The sequence below is a fragment of the Rhizobium sophorae genome (assembly GCF_013087515.1).
GTDB lineage: Bacteria > Pseudomonadota > Alphaproteobacteria > Rhizobiales > Rhizobiaceae > Rhizobium > Rhizobium sophorae.
This window is the reverse complement of record NZ_JABFCN010000030.1, coordinates 317,065-329,788: the sequence shown is the minus strand read 5'-3', so window position 1 is coordinate 329,788 and position 12,724 is coordinate 317,065. Positions and strand designations below refer to the sequence as shown.

At 60.9% G+C, this 12,724-nt stretch carries 10 protein-coding genes and 1 tRNA gene; 7 read left to right on the top strand and 4 right to left on the bottom strand.

Annotated elements, in window-relative coordinates:
• Nucleotides 1-30: 30 nt before the first annotated feature.
• On the bottom strand, nucleotides 31-921 hold the full coding sequence (locus G9X64_RS18885; RefSeq protein ID WP_171377175.1) for a helix-turn-helix domain-containing protein: 891 nt from the start codon (nucleotides 919-921) through the stop codon (nucleotides 31-33).
• 117 nt (nucleotides 922-1,038) lie between these two features.
• Here G9X64_RS18885 and pobA point away from each other — a divergent pair, with 117 nt between their 5' ends.
• From pobA to G9X64_RS18850, 7 genes are all read left to right on the top strand, one after another.
• Nucleotides 1,039-2,211, top strand: coding sequence for a 4-hydroxybenzoate 3-monooxygenase (gene pobA, locus G9X64_RS18880; protein WP_171377174.1), 1,173 nt, complete (start codon nucleotides 1,039-1,041; stop codon nucleotides 2,209-2,211).
• A gap of 209 nt (nucleotides 2,212-2,420) precedes the next feature.
• Nucleotides 2,421-3,593: an ABC transporter substrate-binding protein gene (locus tag G9X64_RS18875; RefSeq protein WP_171377173.1), complete on the top strand. Its 1,173-nt coding sequence runs from the start codon at nucleotides 2,421-2,423 to the stop codon at nucleotides 3,591-3,593.
• A gap of 74 nt (nucleotides 3,594-3,667) precedes the next feature.
• A complete protein-coding gene (locus G9X64_RS18870) occupies nucleotides 3,668-4,531 on the top strand; it encodes a branched-chain amino acid ABC transporter permease (RefSeq protein WP_168315327.1) in 864 nt (287 codons plus the stop codon).
• A 1-nt stretch (nucleotide 4,532) separates the two neighbouring features.
• Entirely contained in the window at nucleotides 4,533-5,537 is a 1,005-nt protein-coding gene (locus tag G9X64_RS18865) for a branched-chain amino acid ABC transporter permease (RefSeq protein WP_171377172.1), read from the top strand.
• Complete coding sequence (locus G9X64_RS18860; protein WP_168308457.1) at nucleotides 5,534-6,298, top strand: ABC transporter ATP-binding protein; 765 nt, start codon at nucleotides 5,534-5,536, stop codon at nucleotides 6,296-6,298. The genes G9X64_RS18865 and G9X64_RS18860 overlap by 4 nt, the downstream gene beginning before the upstream one ends.
• Nucleotides 6,279-6,995 carry an ABC transporter ATP-binding protein gene (locus tag G9X64_RS18855; protein ID WP_171377171.1) on the top strand — a complete coding sequence of 239 codons (717 nt, stop codon included), beginning with the start codon at nucleotides 6,279-6,281 and terminating at the stop codon, nucleotides 6,993-6,995. Before G9X64_RS18860 ends, G9X64_RS18855 begins: the two co-directional genes overlap by 20 nt.
• 404 nt (nucleotides 6,996-7,399) lie before the next feature.
• Nucleotides 7,400-8,233: a cadherin-like domain-containing protein gene (locus G9X64_RS18850; RefSeq protein WP_168308459.1), complete on the top strand. Its 834-nt coding sequence runs from the start codon at nucleotides 7,400-7,402 to the stop codon at nucleotides 8,231-8,233.
• A 444-nt stretch (nucleotides 8,234-8,677) separates the two neighbouring features.
• On the opposite strand, the gene G9X64_RS18845 is transcribed toward G9X64_RS18850, so the two are convergent.
• From G9X64_RS18845 to G9X64_RS18835, 3 genes are all read right to left on the bottom strand, one after another.
• Nucleotides 8,678-8,754 (bottom strand) — tRNA-Met (locus G9X64_RS18845).
• A gap of 135 nt (nucleotides 8,755-8,889) precedes the next feature.
• A complete protein-coding gene (mnmA, locus tag G9X64_RS18840) occupies nucleotides 8,890-10,089 on the bottom strand; it encodes a tRNA 2-thiouridine(34) synthase MnmA (protein WP_168308460.1) in 1,200 nt (399 codons plus the stop codon).
• 448 nt (nucleotides 10,090-10,537) lie between these two features.
• Nucleotides 10,538-12,622: a putative bifunctional diguanylate cyclase/phosphodiesterase gene (locus tag G9X64_RS18835; protein WP_168315330.1), complete on the bottom strand. Its 2,085-nt coding sequence runs from the start codon at nucleotides 12,620-12,622 to the stop codon at nucleotides 10,538-10,540.
• Nucleotides 12,623-12,724: the final 102 nt, after the last annotated feature.

Genomic DNA, 12,724 nt, shown 5'->3' with positions numbered 1-12,724 from the left:
CGAACGCGTAGCACCCGGAATGCCGGAACCCTATGCACGTTCGAGCCGGACTTTTTCCTTCATGCGCCAGACCCGCGGTGTTTCTCCCGTATATTTAAAAAAGAAGCGCGAGAAATAGGCGGGATCGGCAAAGCCGAGCCGAAACCCAATCTCCTGCACGCTGCCCAGCGTAAAAATCAGCTGGCGTTTCGCCTCTTCGACGAGTTTGCCGGCGATCAGTTCGTGGGGAGTGTTGCCGGTCATCGACCGGACGATGCGGGTGAGATGCGTCGGCGAAACCCCAAGCTCCCTGGCGTAGAAGGACGCGGGCTTGTGTGATCGGAAATGTTGCTGGATGAGCTCGCTCAGCATTTCCATCCGCCGCTCGTTCTCGTTTGCCGGAAGTTCATGCGTATTCCCTTCATCGGAAATCCTCGCCGTCAGCCGCAGCGCCAGGGCGACATAGGCGGCCAAGGCCTCGTTGCGGCCGCTGCGGCGGTTTTCGAATTCGTCGCCCAGCCGCTTCAACGTCTGCATGACATAGGCTGCCTCGGCATGATCGGGATCGAGCGGCGTCAGATGCGGCGTAGCAAACCATTCGCCGAGGTGGCTTCGGTCGCCGGGCGGATGGCTGAGATGGGATCTCAATAGGGTGATCACCAAGCCATCGATATCGCGTGAAAAACGAAAGCCGTGATTGAGACCGGGCGGCACAGTGATGATGGCCGGCGGACGGATGGCGTGGCTTTTTTCGCCGAAGATCGCATCGCCCGAACCGCCTTCGATGTACAATATCTGAAAGAAACTCTCGTGACGGTGCAGGCGAATCTCCCATTGATGCAAGCTGCTACGGGAGCGAATTGTTTCGCAATGCAACCAAAAATCGGGCTTTCGCCCGGTATTCTCACCGTAGAGTTCGTAGGTAGGGATATGTCTGCTCATAAGGCTCCTCCCGTACCAATGTTCAATTAGTGCAATTTTTCGGCCGGAATGTCCATTGCTGCGGCAGGGACGACACGGCAGAATCTGGCAAAACGCAAAAATGCAGGGAGGAAGCAGTTGCGAACGCAGGTCGCCATCATTGGTTCGGGACCATCCGGCCTGCTGCTCGGCCAGCTCCTGACCGAAGCCGGTATCGACAATGTCATTCTCGATCGTGTGAACAAGAATTACATTCTCGGCCGGGTTCGCGCTGGCGTTCTGGAGGAAGGCACCGTCGGGCTGCTGGATCAGGCAAAAGCCGGGACGCGGCTGCACGTCGAAGGCCTGCCGCATGACGGTTTCTCTTTGGCCTTCGACGGACGCGACCATCGCATCGACCTCCACGACTTGACCGGCGGCAGGCGCGTGACGGTTTATGGACAGACCGAAGTGACCCGTGACCTCATGGAGCGGCGCGAAGAAAGCGGCTCCCTGTCGATTTACGATGCCGTCGATGTCGCGCCGCATGATTTCGAAGGCCATTCTCCCTTCGTCACCTATGTGAAAGACGGTGTTGCCAAGCGCATCGATTGCGATTTCATCGCCGGCTGCGACGGGTTTCACGGCGCCAGCCGCAAGGCCGTCCCGGAACGGGCGATCAGGAGTTTCGAGAAGGTCTATCCCTTCGGCTGGCTGGGAGTGCTTGCCGACGTGGCGCCTGTCAGCCATGAGCTGATCTACGCCAACCATCCAAGGGGCTTTGCGCTCTGTTCGATGCGCTCGGCCACCCGCAGCCGCTACTACATCCAATGTGCGCTCGACGAGAAGATCGAGGACTGGAGCGACGGTCGCTTCTGGGACGAGTTGAGACGGCGTCTGCCGACGCATCATGCCGAAGCATTGGCGACCGCGCCATCCTTCGAAAAATCGATCGCGCCGCTGCGCTCCTTCGTCGCTGAACCGATGCGTTTCGGCCGGCTTTTCCTGGTCGGCGACGCCGCCCATATCGTCCCGCCGACCGGCGCCAAGGGATTGAACCTTGCCGCCAGCGACGTCCACTACCTTTTCTCCGGGCTGATCGAGCATTACCGCGAAGGCTCGAATAGTGGCGTCGACGCCTATTCGCAGAAGGCGCTCGCACGCGTGTGGAAAGCCGTGCGGTTTTCCTGGTGGATGACGACGATGATGCATCGTTTTCCAGATACCGGGGATTTTGACCAGAAGATCCAGGAGGCGGAGCTCGACTATCTCACCCATTCCCGCGCCGCCTCGACGGCGCTTGCGGAGAACTATGTGGGACTGCCATTCTGACAGGAGTGTCTGAGGTGGGCCATGGACCAGAATTCGGCCGTAGAACCGGCGGCCGATAGTTCCGCTCCTCGGCACACAATCATAATTGTACAGTTATGGATTACGGTATTTATTTCATTTTACATCACCATTTCGCATGACAGGTTAGCGCTAAATTTCTAGCGGCTAGCGAATACGGCGCTGGAGTGCGCCAAAAAGGGAGAGAGAGAATGAATAAACTATTTCTGGCCGCCATTGCGGCAGTCGTCATGGGCACGAGCGCCTATGCCGACACCATCAAAGTCGGGGTTATCGGACCGTTCTCCGGCCCGTTCGCGCTCCAAGGCAAGAACTTCAAGGCCGGCATCGACGCCTATATGGCGGTCAACGGCAACAAGATCGGCAACGATACGGTCGAGATCGTCTATCGCGACGTGCCGCAAGCCGATCCCGCCCAATCCAAGGCGCTGGCGCAGGAACTGATCGTCAAGGAGAAGGTCCAATATCTGGCCGGCTTCTACTTCACCCCCGATGCCATGGCAGTAACGCCGATCCTGAAGCAGGGCAACGTGCCGATGGTCATCATGAACGCCGCCACCTCGGCGATCGTGACCAAGAGCCCGCTCGTCGTTCGCACCTCGTTCACCACCTGGCAGACCTCGACACCGATCGCCAAGGTCGCCTTCGACGCCGGCGTCAAGAAGGTGATTTCCGTCGTCAGTGATTACGGCCCCGGCATCGACGCCGAGAACGCTTTCAAGGCCGGCTTCGAAAAGGCCGGCGGCCAGGTGGTCGAGGCGATCCGCATGCCGCTTGCGACCAACGATTTCAGCCCGATCATGCAGCGCATCAAGGATTCCGGCGCTGAGGGCGTGTTTGCCTTCCTGCCGTCAGGTCCGACGACGCTCGGCTTCGTCAAGGCTTACAACGACAATGGCCTGAAGGCGGCCGGCATCAAGTTCTTCGCGCCGGGTGACCTGACCCAGGAATCCGATCTGCCGGCGCTCGGCGATGCGGCACTCGGCATCCAGACGACCTTCCACTACGCCGTGTCGCACGATTCTCCGGAGAACAAGGCTTTCGTCGAGGCGGCCACCAAGGCGATCGGCAACAAGGCCGAACTCTCCTTCCCCTCAGTCAGCGCCTATGACGGCATGTATGTCATCTACAAGATGATCGAGGCGACGGGGGGCAAACAGGACGCTGAAAAGGCCGTCGATGCGGTCAAGGGCCTTGCCTGGACGAGCCCGCGCGGCCCCGTTTCGATCGATTCGGAAAGCCGTCACATCACGCAGAACATCTATCTGCGCGAAGTCACCAAAGCCGATGACGGGACCTACATCAACAAGGAGGTCCAGACCTTCGAGAAGCAGGGCGATCCGGGCCTGGCCGCGGTCAAGTAACCTAGATCGTCAAGACATCCGACGGGCTTGGCCTGCGATCAGGCCGAGCCCGTCGCTTGGAAGCAAGGTATTCCATGCAGACAGTCTTCAGCATAGCCGTCGACGCCTTTGCCTATGGCATGGTGCTCTTCGTGATCTCGATTGGCCTTTCCGTGACCATGGGGTTGATGCGTGTCGTCAACCTCGCTCACGGCGCCTTCGCGATGATCGGCGGCTATATCGCCTCCTATGTCGCCCGCGACCTCGGCCTTGGTTATTCCGCGGCGGTCATAGCCGCCGTTGTCATCACCATCATCGTCGCCATTCCGATCGAGCGTTTTCTCTACCGCCGGATCTATGGTGCGCCGGAACTGACCCAGGTGTTGATGACGATCGGCATCACCTTCTGCGTCATCGGCATCGCCAATTATGTCATGGGGCCGACGCTGAAGACCATCCCGCTTGCCGGTGCGCTGCAGGGATCAGCCGATCTCGGCTTCCGCACCATTCCCGTTCACCGGCTTTTCGTCATCCTCTGCGGTCTCGCCGTGGCGCTCGCCCTCTGGTTCGCGATCGACAGGACGAGCTTCGGCGTCAAGCTGCGTGCCTCCGTGGATGATGCCGCGATGGCTGCCGCACTCGGTGTGCGCACAGAGATCATCTATGCGGTGAGCTTTGCCGTTGCCGTCGGCCTTGCCGCCTTCGGTGGCGTAGTCGGCGCCGAACTCCTGCCGGTCGAACCCTATTATGCGCTACGCTACATGGTCACCTTCCTGGTCGTCGTCTCCGTAGGCGGCGCGGGTTCCATTCCAGGTGCGCTGATCGCCTGTCTGCTGCTGGGCGCGATCGATACGACAGGGCGGTATCTGATGCCGGAATTCGGCGAATTCTTCTTCTATCTCGCCGTGATCGCAATCATCTGCGTCTTCCCGCGCGGCCTTGCCGGTAGGGCGAAATAAGATGGCGCTTGTGATGAACAACGAAAACGAAGGTCCACAGCATCGTCGCGGATTTATCGGCCGCGATCTCGCCGGAATAGCCGTCATCATAGCCGTTGCCGCCATCGGCTATTTCGCCTTCCCCGATAATCTCGCCCTTCTGACCCGGGTGATCACGATCGCCCTGCTCGTCCTGTCGCTCGATCTCGTGACCGGCTATTGTGGCGTCGCAACGCTCGGCCATGCTGCACTTTTCGGCTCCGGCGCCTATGCCGCCGGGATCCTGTCGGCGCACTACGGCATCAATGACCCGCTGCTGATGATGCTGGCCGGCATTGTCGGCGGCGCGCTTGCCGGGCTGCTCTGCGGCGCCATCATCCTGCGTGCGCATGGGCTGCCGCAGCTGGTGCTGTCGATTGCGCTGATCAACCTCTTCCATGAATTCGCCAACAAGGCCTCGTCCTGGACAGGCGGCAGCGACGGACTTTCCGGCATTGCGCCGGACCCGGTCTTCGGCCTCTTCGAGTTCGATCTCTACGGTCACACCGCCTTCTTCTTCGGAATGGCGCTGCTGCTGATCGTCTTCGTGCTGCTACGGTTCCTGGTTCGCTCGCCCTTCGGCATGCTGTGCCGCGCCATCAAGCAGGACCCGCTGCGCATCCGCGCCATGGGCGCTTCGCCGAAGGCAGCTCTGATCAGGATGTACGCAATCTCCGGCGCCGTTGCCGGTGTCGGCGGCGCCTTGAACGCGATTTCGACACAGGTCGTCGGCCTCGACAGCCTGTCTTTCACGCAGTCGGCAGAAGCGCTTGTCATGCTGGTGCTCGGCGGCACCGGTTCTCTCTTCGGGGCACTTTCCGGCACTGTCATCTTCATGCTCTTCGAGGACTATGTCTCCGCCGCCAATCCCTTCCATTGGCTGACCATGGTCGGCGCGCTGCTGATCGCCGTCGTGCTCTTCGCGCCGAAAGGTCTCTATGGCACGGCCGCAGCCTTCGTTAGCCGCCGCAGGGAGCAGCGCTCATGACCCCGGTCTTCGAAGTCGCCAATCTCAGGAAGGCCTTCGGCGGACTCGCCGTGACCAATAATGTCTCGCTCACGATGGCACCTGGCGATCGCATCGCGCTGATCGGCCCGAACGGCGCCGGCAAGACCACCTTCGTCAACCTCGTGACCGGCAATCTATCGCCTGATTCCGGCGAGGTTCGCCTCGGCGGCGAGGTCGTGACGAAGGTCGATGCGATCGGCAGGGTGAGACGCGGACTTGTCCGCTCCTTTCAGGTGACGCGGCTCTTTCAGGAGATGACCCCGGCCGAGCATGTGGGGCTTGCCGTCCTTCAGCGCGACGGAAAGACCGGGCACATGTTCGGCAATTTCCTGCGTATGCCCGATGTTATGGCCGAGGTCGATGATCTCCTTGGAAAACTCGGACTGGCTTTCCTGATGCATCGCAAGGTCAGCGAGATCGCCTATGGCCAGCAGCGGCTTCTCGAGATCGCCGTGGCGCTGGCATTGAAGCCGAAAGTGCTGCTGCTCGACGAGCCGGCAGCCGGCGTGCCGCAGAGCGATACCGGCCGCATCGAACAGGCGCTGGCCGATCTGCCTGCCGATCTCGCCGTGCTGATGATCGAACACGACATGGATCTCGTCTTCCGTTTTGCCAGACGCGTCATCGTGCTTGCCGCCGGCGCGATCATCTTCGACGGCCTGCCGGAAGGCGTCACCAGGGATGCGCGTGTGCGCGAGGCCTATCTCGGGAGCTATGCCAATGCCAGCCCTATCGCTTGAGATCGAAAATCTGTCGGCCGGATATGGGCCGACAAAAGTGCTCGAAGGTATTTCCTTCTCCGTGCCGGCAGGTGCCCGGCTTGCCGTGCTCGGCCGCAACGGCATGGGCAAGACCACGCTCTTGGCAACGCTTGCCGGGCAGACCAGGCGATACGAGGGCAGCATCCGCCTTGGCGATTCGGATGTCACGACGGCACCGAGTGCCGCACGCGCGCACAAAGGCCTCGGATATGTGCCGCAGGCACGCTGCGTCTTCCCGACGCTGACGGTCGAAGAAAACCTCTTCGTCGGCTTGAAGGCGCGACCGAAAACGGCGCTAGAGGAAGCCTACGCGATGTTCCCGCGCTTGAAGGAGCGCCGCCGCAACCTCGGCAGCCAGCTTTCCGGCGGCGAGCAGCAGATGCTCTCCACGGCCCGCACCATTCTCGGCCGCCCCTCCGTCCTGCTGCTCGACGAACCGCTGGAGGGCCTCGCGCCCGTTATCTGCGAGGAACTTATGGCGGCCTTCACCGACCTCGCCAAGACGGGAGACATGACCATCCTGCTGGTCGAGCAGCGCATCCAGAGCGCGCTCGATTTCGCCGATCAGGTCGTTATTCTCGAACGCGGCAGGCTGGCCTGGACCGGAACGCCGGAAGATCTCACCAGGGATCGCGAGGCTGTCGAGAGCCTGCTCGGCGTCGGCGGCCTGCATTGATTGATGGTCGGCAGAAGCTTGGGCTCTGCCGACGGGCGCCATTCCGCCTTCCAGTGCTCTTGGCACGCCGAGCAATTCATGCAGTATATCGTCATGATCGCGACATCATTGACCTGCCATTATTAACCTGCCTGAAGGTTTCCGCTGGCCGAATTGATGGATCGCCTGAAAAGGCGAGAAACACCATGATCGATGAAGCGGCAGCAACGTAAGACAAGACGTAAAATCCTGATTCATAAACGGCATCGACGTTTATGCCGCTCCCTTTACTGGAATAGCTGAGCTGTAATCGACCGGAATGTGTGGCGTTGACGGACGGAATTGCTCTGACGCTCCCTCAATTTCGGTTGCCAGATACCCGATAGGGTTGCATAGTCGAACAGAAAATCACACGGGAGGTAGAAATGGCAAACCACAAGCCGGTCGCAGGTGATGTATACCAGCCGATTTTCAACATCGACAACCCGATCGACGGCAACATTCTGGACAATACCAGTTCGGTGGATGCCGACGGAGATCAGGTGCGACTCAACTTCGTCAATGGTCAGCGAATTCCGCAGCCGGCCGATCCGAACGGGCCTGCCACGACCACCACAGTCGAGGGAAAATACGGCACTCTGACCGTCTATTCCAACGGCAACTACACCTATGAGCTCGATCACACCAACCCGGTGGTATCAGCGCTCGGCCCGGGAGACCAACTCGTCGACCAGTTCAATTTCAAGATCTCCGATGGCAAAGGCGCCACCGATTTCGGCTTGCTCAATATCGCGGTCGACCTGCCGGAGCGCGGCGACGTCTTCGTGAATTTCGAAGATGTCGGCAACCACGACTTCCCGACGGGCTACAAAGGCTTCGATTGGGGCGCTTGGTACGATGGTGACGACGCGACTGTCCGGGAGGAGGCGGATGGCAACCACTATCTGGGAGGAGGCGTGTTCTGGACACCCATCCAAGCCGCCGATGGCGGCAACTTTCAGATCGAGCAATTCAGTGTCGCAAACGGCACGTCGGACTATGACAACGTTCTGACGATCGAAGGTAAGCTGGACGGCGATACCGTATTCTTGGTCACGGTCAACGTCACCGCCGACAGCATTCATGACCCGCAAGTAATCGATCTCAGCGCCTACGGCGAAATCGACTATCTCGTGCTCGACACCGAACCCGTCATCACCGAGACGAGCGGCCCGGATTATTACGGCGCGCAATACGACAACTTTCATTTCATCGTTTGACGGATGGGAGACAGGGCGTCGTATCGCCGAAATCTTTGCATCTTCGCCAAGCGCTCTCTGCTGTGGCTCTGATACCAATATCTTGCGATAGCTGACCGAGTTGCGTTTTGCTAGCATAGGATCGTGCGAGGAGGCACAGTTATGCTGGGATGAAGGAAATGATGCAGCCAGTCGGGATCAGGTTAGCGGCGCTCATGTTCTCGCTTGCCGTATGGGCTATTATTATCGCTGTCGCGTCCCACTTTTGGGCGACGAAGGTGCCTCTATTGCTTCTGACGCTCTACAGATAGGCCGGTCCTCACCGTTCGCGAAAACCCTGCAGAAGAGGTTCGGACTGGTTTTTCCCCTCGCCGCCACGTTTGGCGATGCGCCCAATGTGCTGCCAAGGCCGCCAGCCGGCTCAAAATCGAGCCGCAGAAAATCGCTAATTCTGCAATGAGGAGATGGTAGCGGAGGAGGGATTTGAACCCCCGACACAAGGATTATGATTCCTCTGCTCTGACCTACTGAGCTACTCCGCCACTGGTCAACGATACCCGCTCGCGAAGCGATGCCGGTTCGTGGGATGAGCGGCTTATAAGGTGCGCTTCGGCTTTGTGTCAAGCGCATGATCGAGAAAAAGGGTGGGCTTTACCGCCTCCTGTTTCCGATCGATTTCAGGCGGCGACGGGGCTGGCCAAAAGGGCCTTCAGGCAGGCTTCCGCCGAAGGTTCTCGTTCGGAGCGTTCGATGAAACCGCCGCCGAAGACGCGGGCGTTGTCGCCGGGCGCCGAATAAAGCGCGCAGGCCTGGCCGGGCGCGATGCCCGCCTCGCCGACCGTCAGGTCGACATAGGTGCCCGTCGCATCGACATGCAACACGGCCGGTGCCGGCGCCCGTGTCGAGCGGACCTTGGCGTGGCAGGCAAAGCCCTTGCCAGCGGCGGCTTCCTCAAGCGTCTCGTCGCCCAGCCAGTTGACGTCGCGCAGGTAGACGCGGTGTGTTTCCAGCGCTTCCTTCGGCCCGACGATGACGCGGCGCGAGCGGGCGTCGAGAAAGACGACGTAGAGCGGCTCGCCGGTGGCGATGCCGATGCCGCGGCGCTGGCCGACCGTGAAGTGCAGGATGCCTTCATGGGTACCGAGCACGCGGCCATCGAGATGGACGATCTCGCCGGCGAGCGCCGCATTCGGCTTCAGCTTGGTGATGACGTCGGAATATTTGCCCTGCGGCACGAAGCAGATGTCCTGGCTGTCGGCCTTCTTGGCGACGACGAGGCCCATCTCTTCGGCGAGCCTGCGGGTCTCGGCCTTCGGCAGGCCGCCCAAGGGAAAGCGGAGATAATCGATCTGTTCCTGCGTCGTGGCGAAGAGGAAATAGCTCTGGTCGCGGTCGGCATCGGCCGGGCGGAAAAGCGCGCGGCGGCCGGGATTGTCCGGCGAAGGATTCCGTCCCGAGCGGATATAGTGGCCGGTCGCCAGCGCATCGGCGCCGAGCTCTTTGGCGGTGGCCAGAAGATCGGCGAATTTGACGGTCTGGTTACAGGAAACGCAAGGGATCGGTGTTTCGCCCGCCACATAACTTTCCGCGAAGGGGTTGATCACCGTCTCGCGGAAGCGCTTTTCGTAATCGAGCACGTAATGCGGAATGCCGAGCGTTTCGCAGACGCGGCGCGCATCGTCGATATCCTGGCCGGCGCAGCAGGAGCCGGCGCGGTGAACGGCGGCGCCATGATCGTAAAGCTGCAGCGTGATGCCGAGCACATCGTAACCCTGCTGTTTGAGAAGGCCGGCGACGACGGATGAATCGACGCCGCCCGACATGGCGACGACGACACGGGTCTCTTCCGGCTTCTTATCAAAATCCAGTGTGTTCAACGATGATGCCAATTCTGCTTGGGTCACGATCCGCCCTTGCGCTGCAGTTGCGGCGGATTGCTGATCTCCGGCGGGATCGGCCGCCGTCTCTCGATGAGGCACCGATATAGAAAGGATTGTCCCTGGACGCAAGGGGCGGTCTTCGGCACCCGATGTTTCTCATTCCCGCACAAAGAAAGGCGCAGCCGAAGCCGCGCCTTGGAAGCGGGGGTGCGGCTCAAGTGCCGATCAGCTTGTTGCAGGCGAATGCGATGCCCGGATTGGCGATGATGGCGGTTACGAGCGCCAGTCCGATCATCGAGAATGAATAGCGTTTCATAGACATCCTCCTTTCCAGCCCGCGACAATTATGCCGCTTCTGCCGCCGTTCTCAAAATGACGAATGCTTGATGGCATCGGGCGGCACGCCTCTGCCGAACGGCCGATCCCAGCTGCCGCGCAAGCGCTTCTATCTGCGAGACGAAACGGCCTTCAGCGCGCAACCGTGGATCAACGCCTCCGCCTCGTGCTGTGGCATCGGCCGGCCGAGCAGATAGCCCTGCACTTCGCTGAAGCCTTCCGCGCGCAGCTTCTGCAACTGCTCTTCCGTCTCGATCCCTTCGGCCAGCGTCGTCGCGTTGAAGCCGGAGCCGATGCCGACGACGGCACGCACGATGGCGAGATTGCCGGCATCCGTCTCGATACCCGAGACGAAGCTGCGGTCGAGCTTGATCTTGTCGAAGGGGAAGGACCTGAGATAGCTCAGCGACGAATAGCCGGTGCCGAAATCGTCGATGGCGATACGGAGGCCGAGTTCCTTCAACGCGCGCAGCCGCGGCAGGCTTTGGTCGGCATCGGTCAGGAATACGGATTCGGTGATTTCGATTTCAAGCCGGTCGGCATTGAGGCCCGTCTCGTCGAGCGCCGCGACCACGGTCGAAAGCAGACTCGCATGCCGAAACTGGCTGACGGAGAGATTGACGGCGATCCTCAGATGGGCGGGCCAGCCGGCGGCCGCGCGGCAGGCTTCCCGGATCACCCAGTCGCCGATCGGCACGATAAGGCCGGTTTCCTCGGCGAGCGGAATGAATTCCATCGGCGCCACCAGTCCGCGCTTGGGATGGCGCCAGCGAATCAGCGCCTCGAAGCCACCGATGCCGTCATTGTCGAGCTGCACGATCGGCTGGTAATGCAGCTCGAACTGGCGCTTCTCCAGCGCTTCCCACAGCTCGGCGGTCATCACGTGCCGGCGTTCAGCGGCAAGCCGCATCTCCGTCTCGTAGAAACGATAGGTCGAGCGCCCGTTCTCCTTGGCGGCATAGAGGGCCAGATCCGCGTGCCGCATCAGCACATCCGCGTCACCGGCATGGTCGGGCGCCAAGGCGATGCCGATGCTGCAGGTGACATGCTCCCGGGCGCCGTCGAGATCGAAGGCACGGCTCAGCCCCTTGAGCAGCCGTTGCGCAAAACGGCCGGCCCGCTCCGGCTCGTCGAGTTCCAGCACGACGGCGAATTCGTCGCCGCCGAGACGGGCGACGAGATCGCCCTCCTCCGCCAGCTGCAACAGCCGCTCCGACACCTGGCAAAGCAGCGCGTCGCCGGCGGCATGTCCCTTGCTGTCGTTGATATGCTTGAAATGATCGACGTCGACATAGAGCAGCGCGATCGGGCTGTCGGCGGTCGCCTCGACCGCCCGCTGGCCGATATGTTTGGAAAATGCCGCCCGGTTCGGCAGGCCGGTGAGCGAATCATGCATGGCGAGATGGGCAAGCTTTGCCTCGACGGCGCGCTCCTCCGTCACGTCCTGCGAGATGCCGAGCAGATAACGCGGCGCATGACCCCCGGGCGTCGGCAGGGCGCGCTTGACGGTGCGCAAGAGGCGCGGCGCCCCATCGGCGCGCAGCATCGTCTCCTCGAAGCTGATCGTCGCATTGGCTTCGAAGGCCCGGCGATCCTGCTCGCGGAAGGCGTCTGTTTGGCCAGCTGGAAACAGCGCCCGGTCGGTTCGGCCGACGACATCCTGCGCCTTCATGCCGACAATGTCGCCGCAGGCCTCGTTGAAGAGAACGTAAAGCCCGTCCGCTTCCATGTCCTTGACGAAGACGCCGACCGGCAGGTTGTCGACGATGCTGTCGAGAAGCGAGCGTGTATCGCTGATCTGGCGTTTTGCGGCATTGACCTCGCTGCGGTCCTGCACGATCGCCAGGATGGCGGCCCGGCCCTCGAAACGCACTTCTCGGCCATAGGTCAGCACTTCGAAAGTCTCGCCGCTCGCCTTGAGGTGAACCCAGCGTTCTGCCTTTTCCATGTCGGTACGGCCGCTGACGGCGTCGATCATCCGCTCCCGCTCATGCTCGGGACGGATATCCAGAACGGTCATGCGCCGATATTCGTCCGCGCCATAGCCGTAAAGTGCTACCGCCGCCTCGTTGACGATGAGAAAATGCAGCGATACTGGGTCATAGACCCACATCGGCGACGGATGTGTTGCAAACAATGACCGGAAGTCGTCGTTTAATGCTTCGGTCTGCTCGGTCTTCTGCAAGGGGGCCATGGAAATTCGCGTGCGGTTGATGCCGATGTCAGGGTATAGCGAGAAAAGTTAAATAAAATCAGAATCATAATTAAGGTTAAACTTTAGGCTTCCGCCTTCAGA